Source organism: Ruegeria sp. YTSA135 (assembly GCF_059610165.1).
In genome coordinates, this window is record NZ_JBXWNC010000004.1 from 22,181 (window position 1) to 38,075 (window position 15,895).

14 protein-coding genes and 1 pseudogene are annotated in these 15,895 nt (G+C 56.7%); 7 read left to right on the plus strand and 8 right to left on the minus strand.

Annotation, left to right across the window (positions count from 1 at the left end; all coding sequences use genetic code 11):
- Positions 1 to 32 precede the first annotated feature (32 nt).
- Positions 33 to 281: a hypothetical protein gene (locus AC2FIT_RS06565; protein WP_496827821.1), complete on the plus strand. Its 249-nt coding sequence runs from the start codon at positions 33 to 35 to the stop codon at positions 279 to 281.
- 121 nt (positions 282 to 402) lie between these two features.
- On the opposite strand, the gene AC2FIT_RS06570 is transcribed toward AC2FIT_RS06565, so the two are convergent.
- Positions 403 to 1,299, minus strand: a complete 897-nt coding sequence (locus AC2FIT_RS06570) for a hydrogen peroxide-inducible genes activator (RefSeq protein WP_496827823.1) — start codon at positions 1,297 to 1,299, stop codon at positions 403 to 405.
- A 122-nt stretch (positions 1,300 to 1,421) separates the two neighbouring features.
- On the opposite strand from AC2FIT_RS06570, the gene katG reads away from it, so the two are divergent.
- Together katG and AC2FIT_RS06580 are read left to right on the plus strand one after the other, a co-directional pair.
- Positions 1,422 to 3,599, plus strand: coding sequence for a catalase/peroxidase HPI (katG, locus tag AC2FIT_RS06575; RefSeq protein ID WP_496827825.1), 2,178 nt, complete (start codon positions 1,422 to 1,424; stop codon positions 3,597 to 3,599).
- Between the two features lie 661 nt (positions 3,600 to 4,260).
- On the plus strand, positions 4,261 to 4,863 hold the full coding sequence (locus AC2FIT_RS06580) for a YrbL family protein (protein WP_496827827.1): 603 nt from the start codon (positions 4,261 to 4,263) through the stop codon (positions 4,861 to 4,863).
- Positions 4,864 to 5,112: 249 nt separating this feature from the next.
- On the opposite strand, the gene AC2FIT_RS06585 is transcribed toward AC2FIT_RS06580, so the two are convergent.
- From AC2FIT_RS06585 to AC2FIT_RS06600, 4 genes are read right to left on the minus strand one after another with little or no spacing between them, the layout of a single operon-like run.
- On the minus strand, positions 5,113 to 5,673 hold the full coding sequence (locus tag AC2FIT_RS06585) for a sarcosine oxidase subunit gamma (RefSeq protein ID WP_496827829.1): 561 nt from the start codon (positions 5,671 to 5,673) through the stop codon (positions 5,113 to 5,115).
- Positions 5,666 to 8,611: a sarcosine oxidase subunit alpha family protein gene (locus tag AC2FIT_RS06590; RefSeq protein WP_496827831.1), complete on the minus strand. Its 2,946-nt coding sequence runs from the start codon at positions 8,609 to 8,611 to the stop codon at positions 5,666 to 5,668. The genes AC2FIT_RS06585 and AC2FIT_RS06590 overlap by 8 nt, the downstream gene beginning before the upstream one ends.
- Positions 8,608 to 8,895: a sarcosine oxidase subunit delta gene (locus tag AC2FIT_RS06595; RefSeq protein WP_496827833.1), complete on the minus strand. Its 288-nt coding sequence runs from the start codon at positions 8,893 to 8,895 to the stop codon at positions 8,608 to 8,610. The genes AC2FIT_RS06590 and AC2FIT_RS06595 overlap by 4 nt, the downstream gene beginning before the upstream one ends.
- Positions 8,896 to 8,908: 13 nt before the next feature.
- Positions 8,909 to 10,159: a sarcosine oxidase subunit beta family protein gene (locus tag AC2FIT_RS06600; protein WP_496827835.1), complete on the minus strand. Its 1,251-nt coding sequence runs from the start codon at positions 10,157 to 10,159 to the stop codon at positions 8,909 to 8,911.
- Between the two features lie 212 nt (positions 10,160 to 10,371).
- Here AC2FIT_RS06600 and AC2FIT_RS06605 point away from each other — a divergent pair, with 212 nt between their 5' ends.
- Complete coding sequence (locus AC2FIT_RS06605; protein ID WP_496827837.1) at positions 10,372 to 11,238, plus strand: urea carboxylase-associated family protein; 867 nt, start codon at positions 10,372 to 10,374, stop codon at positions 11,236 to 11,238.
- A 310-nt stretch (positions 11,239 to 11,548) separates the two neighbouring features.
- Here AC2FIT_RS06605 and AC2FIT_RS06610 read toward each other — a convergent pair whose 3' ends face one another.
- The 3 genes and pseudogenes from AC2FIT_RS06610 to AC2FIT_RS06620 all read right to left on the minus strand — a co-directional run bounded on the left by AC2FIT_RS06610 (position 11,549) and on the right by AC2FIT_RS06620 (position 12,734).
- Positions 11,549 to 11,764 carry a hypothetical protein gene (locus tag AC2FIT_RS06610; RefSeq protein WP_496827839.1) on the minus strand — a complete coding sequence of 72 codons (216 nt, stop codon included), beginning with the start codon at positions 11,762 to 11,764 and terminating at the stop codon, positions 11,549 to 11,551.
- Positions 11,716 to 11,940: a hypothetical protein gene (locus AC2FIT_RS06615; protein ID WP_496828379.1), complete on the minus strand. Its 225-nt coding sequence runs from the start codon at positions 11,938 to 11,940 to the stop codon at positions 11,716 to 11,718. Before AC2FIT_RS06615 ends, AC2FIT_RS06610 begins: the two co-directional genes overlap by 49 nt.
- Positions 11,901 to 12,734 (minus strand): annotated as a pseudogene (locus AC2FIT_RS06620) (aminopeptidase P family N-terminal domain-containing protein). Before AC2FIT_RS06620 ends, AC2FIT_RS06615 begins: the two are co-directional and overlap by 40 nt.
- Before the next feature lie 133 nt (positions 12,735 to 12,867).
- On the opposite strand from AC2FIT_RS06620, the gene AC2FIT_RS06625 reads away from it, so the two are divergent.
- The 3 genes from AC2FIT_RS06625 to AC2FIT_RS06635 are packed head-to-tail and all read left to right on the plus strand — an operon-like array spanning position 12,868 to position 15,760.
- Positions 12,868 to 13,911, plus strand: a complete 1,044-nt coding sequence (locus tag AC2FIT_RS06625) for a pyridoxal-phosphate dependent enzyme (RefSeq protein WP_496827841.1) — start codon at positions 12,868 to 12,870, stop codon at positions 13,909 to 13,911.
- Complete coding sequence (locus tag AC2FIT_RS06630; RefSeq protein WP_496827843.1) at positions 13,908 to 15,053, plus strand: M24 family metallopeptidase; 1,146 nt, start codon at positions 13,908 to 13,910, stop codon at positions 15,051 to 15,053. The genes AC2FIT_RS06625 and AC2FIT_RS06630 overlap by 4 nt, the downstream gene beginning before the upstream one ends.
- Complete coding sequence (locus tag AC2FIT_RS06635; RefSeq protein ID WP_496827845.1) at positions 15,050 to 15,760, plus strand: maleate cis-trans isomerase family protein; 711 nt, start codon at positions 15,050 to 15,052, stop codon at positions 15,758 to 15,760. Before AC2FIT_RS06630 ends, AC2FIT_RS06635 begins: the two co-directional genes overlap by 4 nt.
- Positions 15,761 to 15,895 lie beyond the last annotated feature (135 nt).

Below are 15,895 nucleotides of genomic sequence, written 5' to 3' on the forward strand. Positions count from 1 at the left end.
GCAGGCGTGGGCGATCTGCGAGGAGTATTCAGATGGCACTAAAAAAACTTGCCGAAAAACTGGCGGATTACAACTCGCGCCTTGAGGCTGGCAAAGCAGAGAAAATTAAATCCAGTCATGTTCAAAAAGTGCTTAAGAAGTTGCGCAAAAAGGCAGCGGATCTTGAGGCTGAAATTGATGCAGAAAAAAACAGTGATAGAAAATCCCGGTTGGTTCGAAAACTCGGCACGGCGCAAGAGAGCGTAAAGCGGGCAGAATGGTTGTTGAGGGAGATCGATTGACAAAAGGGTCGCCGATTTAGAAATGGGTTGGACCCCGGCAAACAGCCCTCGTTCGCAGGGCGGACTATGCAAAAACCATATATCGGTGCCCGGTGTCGCCAGACCCCATCTGCCGAGCGCTTCAGACTTCACCATCCCTTGACGCGCGTATCACAGCACCAACTTGCATGAGTTGATCAGACAGAGGGTTTGTCCGCCTCCAAACCAAGCCGATTTTTCTAGACGGGCGCGCGCGCGGGAACCGAGCAACCGACACATCGGCCGACCGTGTCTCTAACTCAACTGCCATTTCCGGGATCAGCGTAACGCCCATGCCAGCGCCGACCATCTGAACCAGCGTTGACAGGGAACTTCCCTCCATCAATTCACTGGGTTTGTTTTCACCAAAGTGGCAGAACGAAAGCGCTTGATCGCGAAAGCAGTGGCCTTCCCCCAATAATAGCAGGCGCATCGTTCGCAGTGTCTCTGGGCTTGGGACGGGTTTATCTGCATCCATCGGCATGCGGACAAGCACGAATTCCTCTTCGAAAAGGGCATACTCCGTAAGCGCCGGTTCCGAGATCGGAAGGGCCACAACCGCAAGATCAATGCCGCCCTCTTGGATTTCCTCAATCAGGGTTGCCGTCATCGCTTCGCGAAGACGAAGGTCAAGCTTTGGAAACTTGCTTTTCAAAGCGGCGATTATGGTCGGCAGAAAATAGGGGGCGACCGTAGGTATGATTCCAAGTCGCAATCGTCCTGCCAACGGGTCCTTCGATGCGCGGACAAGGTCTTCCAACTCGTCCACCGAAAACAGAATTTGCCGCGCCTTTTCGAGCAAATCTTCGCCCAGCGGAGTGAGGCGGATGTCGCGGGGCAGTCGCTCGACCAGCGGAGCGCCGAACAAGGCTTCCAACTCCTTGATCTGAAGGGACAATGCAGGTTGCGATATAGAACAGGCTTTCGCAGCCCGACCAAAGTTTCGTTGTTTTGCCAAGGCGTCAAAGTACCAAAGCTGTTTTAGGGTCACCGCTATCATGAGTTCAGCTTATCAGAACCTTTTGAATATCCAATTGGAGTTTATTGCAAGTCGTAGTTAGAATTGTTCTAGTTGAAGACCAAACTCTGCGCTCCACGCAAATTAACTCCAGGGAGAGAACTATGGACGGCAACAATATTGATCCTGCCGGCGGATGTCCTGTCATGCACGGTGGCAATACCGAGCTCGGCAACAGTGTCACCAAATGGTGGCCCAAGACACTGAATCTGGACATTTTGCATCAGCACGGTGCGCGCACGAACCCGATGGACCCGGGCTACGACCATCGCGAAGCCGTAAAAGCGTTAGACTATGAAGGCGTGAAAGCCGACGTGGAAGCCCTGTTGACAGACAGCCAGAGCTGGTGGCCTGCGGATTGGGGACACTATGGCGGGCTGATGATCCGGCTCGCATGGCATTCCGCTGGTACATATCGAATGGGTGATGGTCGCGGCGGTGCCGGGTCGGGCAATATACGCTTCGCGCCTCTGAACTCATGGCCGGACAACGCGAGTCTTGATAAAGCGCGGCGACTGCTCTGGCCGGTAAAGAAGAAATATGGAAACGCACTCAGCTGGGCTGACCTGATTATCCTGGCCGGCAACATGGCCTACGAATCCATGGGGTTAAAAACTTTCGGCTTTGCTTTTGGCCGCGAAGATATCTGGGGCCCGGAGCAGGACGTGAACTGGGGCGTGGAAAACGAATGGCTCGCGCCGTCTGAAAACCGCTATGGCGATCTGGATGACACCTCGACACTGTACAATCCACTTGCCGCGGTTCACATGGGTCTGATCTACGTGAACCCCGAGGGAGTTAACGGCAACCCTGATCCAGCCCGTACCGCCCTGCATGTGCGTGAAACTTTTGGTCGCATGGCGATGAACGATGAGGAAACCGCAGCGCTAACTTGCGGCGGTCACACCGTCGGCAAAGCGCATGGGGGAGGTGATCACGCCCATATCGGCGCAGAGCCTGAAGGTTGTCCGGTTCATGCCCAAGGATTCGGCTGGGACAACCCCGGAATGGAGGGGAAAGCGACAAACGCCTTTACTTCAGGGATCGAAGGTGCCTGGACCAAGCACCCGACCCAATGGGACATGGGCTATTTTGACTATCTGTTTGACTACGAATGGGAGTTGACCAAATCGCCCGCCGGAGCCAACCAGTGGAAGCCGGTCGACATGCCCGAAGACGAAATGCCGATCGACCCGACAGACCCCTCTGTTCGCCGGATGCCGATGATGACCGATGCCGACATGGCGATGAAGGTTGATCCAATCTATAACGAGATCTGCCAGAAGTTTCGCGCTGATCCGGAATATTTCGCAGACGCATTTAGTCGTGCCTGGTTCAAGTTAACCCACCGGGACATGGGACCTAAGGCGAACTACTACGGTCCGGATGTTCCGGCGGAGGATCTGATTTGGCAAGATCCAATTCCGGCTGGTTCCACGTCCTACGACACGGATGCCGTGAAGGCCAAGATCGAAGCGAGCGGCCTTTCGGCAGCTGACATGATCGCGACTGCTTGGGACAGCGCCCGGACTTTCCGTGGGTCTGACAAGCGTGGTGGCGCAAATGGCGCCCGCATCAGGCTGGCACCTCAGAAAGACTGGGTGGCCAATGAGCCCGAGCGCCTCGCAAAAGTTCTGGATGTTCTGGAGCCGATCGCGGCCGAGACTGGTGCATCGATGGCCGATGTCATCGTGCTCGCCGGCAACGTGGGTCTTGAACACGCAATCAAGGCGGCTGGCCATGATGTAGATGTCCCTTTCTCGCCAGGACGCGGCGATGCGTCTGATGAGCAGACAGACGCCGAAAGCTTTGATGTGCTTGAGCCGCTCGCCTGCGGGTTCCGCAACTGGCAGAAAGAAAAATACGCGGTTGCACCTGAAGAGCTGTTGCTTGACAAGGCTCAGCTCCTAGGGCTCACAGCCGCAGAAATGACTGTATTGATTGGTGGCATGCGTATGCTGGGGGTAAACCATGGCGGCTCCAAGCACGGGGTGTTCACCGACCGTGAAGGCCAGTTGACCAATGACTTTTTCGTCAACCTGACGGACATGCGTTACAGTTGGCATCCGGTTGAAGATGGCACCTATGAGATACGTGACCGTGCAACCGGAGCCGTGAAATGGACGGCAACCAGTACGGACCTTGTCTTTGGTTCAAACTCGATCCTCCGAGCGTATGCCGAGGTGTATGCCCAAGACGACAACGCCGACAAATTCGTACGCGACTTCGTGGCTGCTTGGACCAAGGTGATGAACGCCGATCGCTTCGACCTAGTGCATTAAACCAGCGAAACGTTCGGGCAGCGTTGCTGCCCGAATGACCTGGTCGGCTAAAAAGAAGAAAGCTACGTACCTTGCGGAAGTAAAGCTCATTTTTGCAAGGCTGAGTTTCAATTTCATTGAGATTTATGACCGGGCCAAGCATGTGCTTTTTACCGCGAAGCGGACACACCCCTTGTTTCGCGGCCAACTGCTTACGCCAGAAGGCCGATGTTCGCATAAGCCAGGTCGAAGACTGCTTTACGGATAAACCTTCCACTGCTGATGCAAATCACAACACGCACTAGTGTCGTGAGCACGAGTTCCCAGAAGCCAATCTATTCAAGTAATGGTCGGTGCCAGACTGAACCCGACGCGGGCTAATATGATGCAATTTTTGATTGAACAGATGTAATCCATAAAATCTCTTGGAACTATTTTATGTTTGCGCATGCGCCATTCCACCACGATGACCAAATATTCAGAGGTGGTCCTGCATTTTGAATCAGTTTTCGTCCGATTAAGCTATAGCGTGGGTTTCATGTCAGGCGGCGGCTTTTCAGGGTGTGGTTTGCCCTACAAGAAATGTTATTTGTAACAGAAATAAGAACGATCTAAGAAACGTCTGATTTCAGCATCTGGCACGCCGACGGGCGCAGCTTTGTGAGAATGGAACTTGACCGACATGATTGACCTGAGTGGCCTGACGCCCCTGCGCGAAAGCCGCAATTACAAGATTTTTCAACATCCTGAGATCGAAGGCGCGTTGCTGAAGGTTCGGGTGGACGAGTCTATTCGAAAACACACGGTGCCGCGTTATGCCGAGTGGCGCTATGGCAATCTGCGGCAGTGGAACCGTGAGGCGAACGAATATCTAGCCGCGTTGCACCGTGGGTGCCCTGAAATCGAGAGATTGGCGCGATTTATGGGATATGCGCCAACCTCATCTGGTCCGGCCCTTGTAGTGGAGAAGCTGACCGGCCCGGATGGAGAGCTTGCGACGACTTTGCATGCTGAGAAACTCGCTGTTCGAAAAGATAAGGCGGCGACTCAACGCCTGCGCGACGAGTTTTTGGAACTGATGGATGACCTCGAACGGGGACAGATCGTCGTTGGTGACATGGGTTTTGAAAATATCGTGCGCGCGCAGGAACGGGGTGGAAAGCTGGTCGTGATCGACGGGCTTGGGGAACGTGTGATGTTCCCGCTTGCATTGTTCAGCAAGTGGGCTTTTCACAAGTCAATCGCGCGTCGCAGGGCGCGTATGTCCAGAGCGTTCCAGCTTTAGGCTAATTGGCAAAACCCTAACGAAAGCAGATCTGTTGTGGATTATCTTTCGGTCTGCTCAGCCCGTACCATTGCAACTTGTGTTGGTTCGTAAGCTTTCAGTGACCTCAATCGTCAATGGCCTAACTATTGCCGACTTGGTAGTCATGTACCGCGAGAAATTTGCGCTAATGTCCAGCGCGAATTGTTGTGGACACAGTGACTTGCGAGTTGAAGTTGATGCGCTTTTACTGTCAGCCTTATCCGCGGCTCACAAAACTGAGCGCATCGCTGTCATGACCGCATGATGCAGCGACCCGGCCGAGGATCGCGGGCCATAGATGCTGTAGCTCTCAGATGTCCGACACAGGACAAAGCAGCCGATATGGTGGATTGAACACCGCGCTGCGCTGCGGTCGGTCATTTTGCGCAGGTCAAGCTGGCAAAGCAGCTCTAGAACCGATTGGATATCGTGCCCGGTCAGATCGAACCGTGTCCAACCGTCCGTCTGCTCAGTGACCGACGCGGCATTACCTAAAGCTTTCGTTGCTTGATCCGCAAGGTCTTCGTGCGTTTCAAACGAAGCCTCAAGCATCCATTGATCGACCCCAGCCCAGAACGCACAAATCGACGCCCCGGCCCAACGGCCAACCTCTGGCGCTGGCGCATCAATCAGCTTTGCCAAGGCCTTGGCAGACTTGTCTTCTTTTCCCATTCGTGACGCGACCGAGGCAAGGGCCACGCCCGGTACTTCGGTGCATGTGACACTTCCGATGGTGTCGACGCGCGGCTCGGTTCCGCCAAGGGCGGTTATCGCAACAAGATCATGCACGCAGACGCTCTCCTTCAGGATCGACGAAATGGGCCGAGACAAGTTCCACCTCAACCGTCAGATCAGTTAGCGGCGAGACGAGGCGCATCTTTTCGCCCAGCCGCTCGGCTCCGTTCTTCACAAGGCCCAAACCGATATTGCTGTTGAGGATTGGCGAATAGACTGCCGAGGTGACATAGCCCTGATCATTGGCCGCATCAACGGGGCCATCTGCATTCATCAGATGCCCGCCCGCAGTAATCTTGTCCTCGGGCTGCACAGGCTTGATCCCCACCAGCCTCAGCACATCCGGTTCGACCAGGGCCTCACGTTCGGACAAGATCAAACCGATGCTGTCCTTTTTCTTTGACACCATCTTACTCAGCCCAAGGTTCAGCGCCGTGGTGGTGCCATTCAGCTCATTCCCGGCCGCATGCCCTTTTTCCACGCGCATTACGCCCAATGCCTCTGTGCCGTACGGCACGACGTTGAACTCTTCGCCTTCGGCCATTAGACGACGCATCAGCGCGTCGCCATAGCGCGACGGCACGGCGATCTCATAGGCCAGTTCGCCCGAGAACGAGATACGGAACAGCCGCGCCCGCAGGCCACCGCAAACCGTAATGTTGCCGCAGGCCATGAACGGGAATCCCTCGTTTGAAAGATCAAACTCAGGGTCCACGATTTTTTGCAGCAGCTTGCGCGCGTTGGGTCCGGCGACAGCGTATTGCGCCCAGGCTTCGGTGGTTGATATCAGCTGCACGTCCATGTCCGGATACAGGCATTGCCGCACAAATTCCATGTGGCGATAAACGCTTACCGCGTTCGCTGTGGTTGTCGTGACGACAAAGTGATCCTCGGCCATGCGAGCGGCGGTGCCGTCATCCATCACCATGCCGTCTTCGCGCAGCATTAGGCCATAGCGGGTTTTACCGACGGGCAGCTTAGCAAAGCCGTTGGCATAGATGCGGTTCAGGAACTCGGCCGCGTCGGTGCCCTGCACGTCGATCTTACCCAGCGTCGTGCAGTCGCAAACCCCAACCGAAGCCCGGGTTTCGCGCACCTCGCGATCGACCGACTGCCGCCAATGAGTCTCGCCGGGCATGGGGAACCACTGCGCCCGCAGCCAATTGCCAGCCTCGACAAACACAGCACCGCGTTCCTTGGCCCAATAATGCGACGGCGTCAGGCGGGTGGGGTGGAACTCTTGCCCCTTCATCCGACCGGCAAACGTGGCAATCGGAACCGGCGTATAGGGCGGACGGAAAATAGTAGTACCCACTTCGGGGATCGACTTACCCGCGACCTCGGCCATGATTGCGAGACCGGTGATGTTCGATGTTTTGCCCTGATCCGTTGCCATGCCCAGCGTGGTATAGCGTTTCAGGTGCTCTACCGAGCGGAAACCCTCTTGGTAGCTTAGCTTCACATCCTTGACGGTCACGTCGTTCTGTTGATCCACCCAGGCGCGTTTGCACCCCTCAACGTACCAGAAAGGCATTTGTTTGACCGGAGCATCCTCGGCCTCTGGCAGATCGGGCAGGGCACCTCTGAGTTCCAGCGCGTCCGCTGCGCCTTCCGCGCCGGATTTCAGCGCGCCATGTGTCGTCATTACCCCGTTTGCCGCGCCAGCGACCGAAAGGCCAACGGGAAGGTCGGCGCCAGGTAAAAAAGCTGCCAGGTCGTCGTTCCAGACCGGGCGTCCGCGTTGGTGGCAGGTCAGGTGGACGTTTGGGTTCCATCCACCGGACACGCCCAGCGCGCCGCAATCCAACATGCGGGTCGAGCCGTCGGACAAGGCTACTTCAACAAACGTCAGTCCCAAACGTCCCTTGGTATCAGTAACTTGCGCGCCTTTCAGAACCTCGTAGTCATAGCTGCCGGGCGCGTCTTCACGCACATCCACGACAGCGGCGATCTTAACACCCTTGGCGTGTAAGTCCGAGGCAGTGCGGTGCCCGTCGTCATTGTTGGTGAATATTGCCACTCGCTGCGACGGCGTGACTGCAAACTGATTGACATAGGTCCGTATCGCGCTTGCCATCATGATGCCGGGCCGGTCGTTATTCTCAAATGCAATTGGGCGTTCCGTTGCCCCAGCACAGAGCAAAGCTTTGTGGGTGTAAATGCGCCACAGGATTTGCCGTGGTTTACCATCGGGCAGGGTGGGCAGGTGATCTCCGGTTCGCTCAACCGCGCCATAGATCCCGTGATCAAACGCGCCGATCACCGTGGTACGCGGCATCAGCCGGACGTTCGGCATTGAAGACAACTCGGCCACGGCCTGTGCCGCCCAGTCAGTGGCGCTGTGATCACCAACCGCGAAGCTTTCGCTGTTCAGACGCCCACCAAGGGCAAAGTCCTCATCTGCCAGAATGACATCTGCCCCAGCGCGCCCGGCGGTCAAAGCCGCCATAAGTCCGGCAGGTCCGGCACCAATGATCAGCAGGTCGCAATGACGGAACCCTTTGTCGTACTCGTCTGGGTCATCCTCCATCGAAAGCGATCCAAGGCCAGCCGCGCGACGGATTATTGGCTCGTACAGCTTTTCCCAAAACGCGGCGGGCCACATGAAGGTCTTGTAGTAGAAACCAGCCGAAAGGAAGTTCGAGAACAGATCGTTAACGGCCAAAGCGTCGAATTTCAGACTGGGCCAGCGGTTCTGTGATCGCGCCTCTAACCCGTCGAACATTTCGATTGTCGTGGCACGGGTATTCGGCTCCATCCGGGCACCGGTGCGGAGTTCGACCATGCCATTAGGTTCTTCGGACCCTGCGGTCAGCACACCCCTTGGGCGGTGGTATTTGAAGGACCGCCCTATCAGCCTCACGTCGTTGGCCAGCAGGGCCGAGGCTAACGTATCGCCAGGATGCGCGGTGTAGCTGCGATTATCGAACTGAAAAGTCAGAGAGGTGTTGCGGTCGATCTGACCACCACCAAGCCTGTTGCTCTGCGTCATTTGGATCGCCCCCGTGCGCGGGCCACATCGCGGGCCAGTTCCACCTTGGAAATGTCATGCGTCAGCGTGTTGCGCGTGACAACCAACCAGGATCGATCACCGGCCTCATGATACCAAAGCTCTTGATGCTCACCGGCTGGGTTGTCACGCAGATAGCCGTATTCGTAGAACGCCTCAGACGCGTTTTCGACCTGCCAGTCGGGGCGGTCGATCAGGGATGCGTCGCCCAGATAGGTGAATTCCGAGGCGTCCCGAGGACCCAAAAGGGGGTGGTTGATTATCATTGTTCGGTCCCCCTCAGTGCAGGTTGGGCTGATTGCCCACACCTTTTTCGTCGATCATCCGCCCGGTGCGAAACCGATCAAGGCGATAGGCCGTGGCAACCGGGTGCGGCTCATTTCGCGCCAGCAAATGCGCGAAGCAATGGCCCGAGGCTGGGGTCGCCTTGAACCCGCCGTAACACCAGCCGCCATTGAAGTAGAGCCCCTCGACCGGGGTGCGGTCGATTATGGGCGAGCCATCCATCGACATGTCCATCACGCCGCCCCACATTCGCAGCAAGCGGGCGCGACCGATCATCGGCATCAGCGCCATGCCGCCTTCGCAGACATCCTCGACCACCGGCAGGTTCCCACGCTGTGCATAGGTGTTATAGCCGTCAATATCGCCGCCAAAAACCAGCCCGCCCTTGTCGGACTGACTGACATAGAAATGGCCCGCGCCATAGGTGATGACACTGGGCAGAACCGGCTTTAGACCTTCGGACACAAAGGCCTGAAGTACGTGGCTTTCGATGGGCAATCGCATTCCGGCCATGCTCATCACGCGCCCTGAGCTTCCAGCGACTGCGCAGCCGACCTTGTTGGCGCCGATAAAGCCTTTTGTGGTCTCAACGCCAAGGCATTTGCCGTTCTCGACCCGCAAACCAGTCACTTCACAATTTTGGATGATGTCGACGCCGTGCATATCCGCAGAGCGCGCAAATCCCCAGGCCACCGCGTCATGTCGCGCAGTGCCGGCCCGCCGCTGAACCAACCCGCCTTTGATCGGAAATCGAGCGTCGTCGAAATTCAGATATGGGTGCTCCTTACGGACTTGGTCAGCGTCCAAAAGCTCAGCATCGGCACCGTTCAGGATCATCGCATTGCCGCGACGGATATAGGCATCGCGCTGACCGTCGGAGTGGAAAAGGTTGATAATCCCGCGCTGGCTCATCATCGCGTTGTAGTTCAGGTCCTGCTCAAGGCCTTCCCAAAGCTTCATGGAGAACTCATAGAACGGTTCATTGCCATCCAGCATGTAGTTTGAGCGGACAATCGTCGTGTTCCGCCCGACATTGCCGCCACCGATCCAGCCCTTTTCAACCACAGCCACATTTCGTTGACCGTACACCTTGGAAAGGTAGTGCGCCGTCGCCAAGCCGTGCCCACCGCCGCCAATAACAACGATGTCGTAGTGCGCCTTGGGTTCGGGCTCACGCCAGACCGGTTTCCAACCTTTGTGGCCGGTGAGCGCCTCTTTGATGACTCGGAAGCCGGAATATCGCATGAATCGGACCTTTTTCGACACGATCCAATAATTTGTAGCCTTTGGGTATGCTCAGATGCGACATCGACTTGTCTGAATCAGACTTTAGTGGCGCCTCTTTTCTTGCAGAGCCTTGAGAACCCAAATCAGACGCTCCGTATCAACACCACGCGAGAGCCGATAGCGAATCCGATTTCGATGCGCTAAGCCTTTGCAAAAACAAGGTTGCGCTGATGAAACTAGAAAAACCGAATTTTACGAACCCTACGGATGCCGATGCTCGAAAGGCGATCCCACCGGTTGTTTGCTACCCGCCCGAGACGTTGGCGAAACCGGATCTGGGTGCACTCTCCAACCTGCGGAAGGGTGCGCGAAAGACTGCTGAGGTCACAGTGGCCCCACGGGATGCCGCGTGTATAGATGTCCCAGCGGGTGCATTCATCAGGGTTGTATCAGTGGATGGCCCGCAGGTCGGTGATCTGAACATGTGGCACACGCACGACCTGACCGAACGTTTCTATTCCGGTAAAACCCGCGCGCTTCACGGGACGCATCTGTCGTCCGGAGATCGCATGTGGTCGAGTTTTCCAAACATGCGCCCGATGGCGACCGTAGTGGATGATACGCTGGACTGGTACGGGTTCGATGAATTCGGCGGCTCGGTCCATGATGTGATCGGCACGCGATGCGATCCCTATACGGGGCGGCTGCTATCGGGCGATGATTACCACTATTGCTGCCACTCGAACCTGACGCGTGCGTTGTCAAGCCATTGCGATCTGCCGCTGCACGAAGCTGAGATGCTTGTACATGACGTTCTGAACGTATTCATGTGCACCGGCTTTACCCGCGACACCGGGCAGTATTTCATGAAGGCCAGCCCGGTTCGACCCGGTGACTATCTTGAGTTCTACGCCGAGATTGACCTGATCGTAGGTTTGTCCGCTTGTCCCGGTGGCGATTGCTCGTCCGAACATTCGTCGGATGCGGCAGCCTGTTATCCGCTTGTGATGGAGGTCTATGACCCCGGAGAGGAAGCGCGCGCGGCGCATGTACAACCGGCGCGCTCGGCTTACGATCGCTCGCACGGTACCAGTTAGGCGATCAGACGACGACCAAGGCGGTTGAGCATTTGGCGACACAGGTAGAGCTGTTCGATCTCAATATACTCATCCGCCTTGTGGGCCTGCAGGATCGACCATGGCCGCGCGCGGCGTTTTTACAATCATCAGGGGTTGAGCTGTGCCGTTCGGGACCAATGAAACGGGTGGTGTACTCGAAAAAGCCCTTGTGCACCTCGAGTACCCACATCTTACGGGGTGCACCTACTATAGCAATATCCGGGAGGATACCGCGTTAAGCCAGATCGTTAACGAGGCTTTGCGTAATCCGGCAGCCTGCTTCTTCGCACTAGATAAGCGAAAAATGCAGCGGATGGGTAAGTAGGGCGATATCCAGCGGCTCGGTAAATGCCCGCGCGGCGGTAATGAAGCCTTTCATCTCACAGATGCCGCGCCCAAAGAGTTTTTTGCCCCATTCGGTCATCTGAAACGGGTCTGCCGTCCAATCCTGATGGGTCACGGGACCCATATCGGACTGGCCTGAAAGCAAGATGACACCGGGCATGTTCGGTCCCAGCGTGCAAAAACATTGGCTTTCGCCCCGGTTTCATCCCGTGTCAGAACGCACCGCGCCTCAAGCCATTCAGTCAGGTAGCGGATGATCTCAAGGTTGCTGTCTGCTGATACCGTTTGAAAGGCGATCAGGTCAGCCAGGATTTCCGTGGTTCTGGACAGGCACATGGTTTCACGAACAATTTACGGGGTCGGTTGCAAAAACAATCGGCAGCTCCAGTTTCGGTGATCCGAATCGACTCGGTGATCTCAAGGCCTCAGTCATCCATCCAGAGGCCGGGCATGAAGTGAAATGTCATGCCGGGTTCCAAAACGGTGCGGTCTTCGGGGCGCAAGAAAATGGTGCGCTCGCCCCAGTCCGGAGGGTAGCTGAGGCCAATCGGGTATCCGCAATGCGCGCCGCGCTCCAACAGGGCGGTAGCATCTGGTCCCGAAGGCAACAAAGGCACGACGGCGGTGTAGTCCCCCAAGCTTCGCCCACGCCTGAATGGCATTATGGTAAATCTGCGCGACCAACTCATTCTTTCGCAGCCCCGGTTCAATCCGCTCCAAATCCCCGTCGATCACATGTTCCGAGATACGAGCAGCTTTGCCATCAACGTCAGATGAGCCTTGGCCGTGTAATAGTAGTTGTCCAGCTCAACACCGATACGGCCCGTTTCCAACCCGCAGACGCGGATCAAGGCTGCGAGATCCTACATCGGGTGGCAAACGGTGGATTGCACGTAGTAATCGGCATAGCCGCGAATCCGATCATCCGGCATCCACATTGTACGGCGGGCGCCGTTGGCGTCTTGGTTACGACCCCACCAGATTGGGTCATGGTCGTACAGCACCAGAACGCCTTGATGAACATAGAAAGACCAGCCGTCATACCCGCTCAGCCAAGTCATGTCTAACGGATCGTCGACAAACAGCGCATCCAGCCCGGCGGCGGCCATGGCGGCCCGCGTCTTTGTCAATCTGCGGTCGTATTCTGATGCGTGAAGGCCGGGTTGGCGTGGACCGCAGGCTGCTCCGGTAGTTGAACGTGTTGTGTTGACAGAACTTGACGGATGCGGTCACGTCATTGGGCAACAGGGGAAAGACGTTCACTTGAAAATCGTATCCAATCCACACCGTGGCGGCCAGAAACTGATTGAGGCAGCACCTTACCCTTCGACTAACGCGGGACGTGTCGCTGATCTGCTCAAGAAATGCCCGGCAGCGGCAGAGACGCCCTTGCTTTCTATCGACGGCCTGGCCGATGTGGGCGCGCTTTGGGTCAAGGATGAACGTGGCCGCATGAACTTGGGGTCCTTCAAGGCACTTGGGGCGGCTTATGTCATTGCCCGCCATGCGGCTGACCGGAGTGAGAGCCCGAACGAAACCACTCTTACAGGGCGCACCTATGTCACGGCCAGTGCGGGCAATCACGGGATGAGCGTCGCTGCAGGTGCGCGAATTTTCGGGGCAAATGCCGTGGTGTACATCGCAAATACGGTACCCGAGAGCTTTGCTGATCGCTTGCGCGCCCAGAATGCTCAGGTCGTCCGACAGGGTGCAGACTACGCCGCCAGCATGGAAGCCGCTAGCAAAGCCGCAGAAGTCAATGGCTGGACCTTGCTTTCGGATAGCTCGTGGGAGGGGTACTATGATCTGCCGCACACGCTAATGGAGGGTTATCTGCAAATGGCCGCCGAGGCGTGCAATCAATGTCCGCAGGTACCCACCCATATCATGTTACAGGCCGGTGTCGGTGGTTTGGCCGGGGCAGTTGCGGCCTATGTGCGGACGGTCTGGGGCGATGCGCCACAGATCACAGTTTTCGAACCCGATGCGGCCCCCGCGCTGCAAGCGAGCATTGAGGCTGGTGCATGCATTTTTGCCGACGGACCTGACAGCGTCATGGGGCGGCTTGATTGTAAAGAACCGTCGCACATTGCGTTGAACGGTTTGGCGCGGGACGCCGACAGTTTCCTGACCCTGTCCGATGAAAACGTGACCGAACACCTGCCAGCCATGGCGTCAGCGGGCATCGCAACCACCGCGTCGGGTGGGGCAGGGGTTGCCGCCATCATGAACCTGGACGCGCGCAAAGCACTGGGCATCGGCCCGAATTCTCGTGTGCTGTGCTTTTTGTCGGAGACCGCGGAATGAGGGGGTTTGAGGCGTCCGAATTTCAAGAACGGACCGAACGCGCGCAAAGCCGGATGGTTCAGGCAGGGCTTTCGGCGCTTTTATTGACGACAGAGCCAGAGGTTCGCTACTTTACCGGGTATCTGACCCGGTTCTGGGAAAGTCCGACGCGGCCTTGGTTTCTGATCGTGCCCGCAACCGGCAAACCTATTGCCGTCATTCCGTCCATCGGTGCCGCGTTGATGGCGCGAACCTGGGTTCAGGATATCCGCACCTGGAGCGCGCCTGATCTAACGGACGACGGCGTCAGCCTTTTAGTCGACACCCTGGCTGAGATTTGCCCGGCGGACGCTGTGATCGGCCTTCCGGACGGGCACGAAACCCATGTTCGAATGCCGTTGGGAGATGTTCATCGGTTGCAGCAGGGGTTGGGCACTCGGCGTTTGGGAAGTGATCAAGGCATTGTTCGCGCCCTCAGAATGGTCAAATCCCCTGCGGAGATAGCCAAAATCGAAACCGCATGTGCTATCGCGGGGCGGGCCTTTCAGCGCGTGCCAGAAATAGCTGGCGAGGGTGTAGGGCTGGATGAGGTGTTCCGCGGGTTCCAGATGCTGTGCCTCGACGAGGGTGCCGATTGGGTGCCCTACCTTGCGGGCGGTGCGGAACAGGGTGGTTACACCGATGTGATCTCTCCGGCCCGTGCAACCGGTTTAAGGTCGGGGGATGTTCTGATGCTGGACACGGGCTTGGTTTGGGACGGCTATTTTTGCGATTTCGACCGCAACTGGTCCGTCGGTCAGGCGACAAGGCAGGTCCGGGACGCCTATGCCACGCTCATCGAAGCATCTGACGCGGCTTTTGAAGCGGCACGCCCGGGGGCGACGGCTGCCGATCTTTTCAATGTCATGGGCGCGATCCTGTCTCGCAACAGCGGCGATACCGGGGGGGGGCGCTTGGGTCATGGATTGGGAATGTCACTTACCGAGTGGCCCTCCTTGATCCCCTCAGATCATACGGTTTTGGAACCTGGTATGGTCCTGACGTTAGAGCCCGGCATTGCAGTCGGCGACAAAATCCTGGTCCACGAAGAAAACATCGTTATCAGCGATGGGGCGCCCCGTTATATCACCCCCCGCGCAGGTCCGGAGCTGCCACAGATATGAGCTATCTGCCCTACATACTGGACGAGGATGATCCAAACGCGACGCCGATGGGTTTGATCGTTCTGCAAACCGACGAAACAATCGAGCCTGAGTTAAGCGCCCATTTTTCGGATATGGCCTACCCAATCTACGTCTCACGAATACCAAGCGGGGAAAGTGTTACTACGGATTCCCTGTCAGAAATGAAGATGGCTTTACCAGCGGCTGCAGACCTTTTGCCGAAGGTGCGCCCTTACAGAGTTGTTGGCTATGGGTGTACCTCTGCCAGTTCGGTGATTGGGTCAGATCAGGTCGAACGCATGGTTCAATCCACGTGCAACGCGGCTGTTGTTACCAATCCACTGCGGGCGGCATCTGCAAATGCAGCCCACTTGGGCGTTGCGCGATTTGCGCTGCTCTCGCCGTATATCGAAGAAGTGAACGAACCCCTTCGACAGGCTTTCGCGGAAAACGGCGTTTCGATGGATGTTTTTGGCTCGTTCGGAGAGGCCGAGGAATCGAAGGTCGTGCGTATTTCACGGCAATCCGTTGTAGACGCAGCGCTTAAACTTGGGGCGGACTCACAAGTTGAAGCTGTTTTTATAAGCTGTACGAATTTAAGAACTTTTGATGTCATTCCTGAGGTTCAGGAACGGCTTGGAAAGCCTGTTTTGTCCAGCAATCAAAGCCTTGCGTGGCATATGCGGCAACTGAACTCAGCAAAGTGAAGAGGCGGTTACTGCCTCGATTTGCATTTCGGCTGCCTAATCTGTAACCCTACTATTAAATATTGGTTGCAGGTCACACCCTGCATGCCATTGAATAACGCCAATGGGTCTTGAGATTCGGGTACACCGGACACC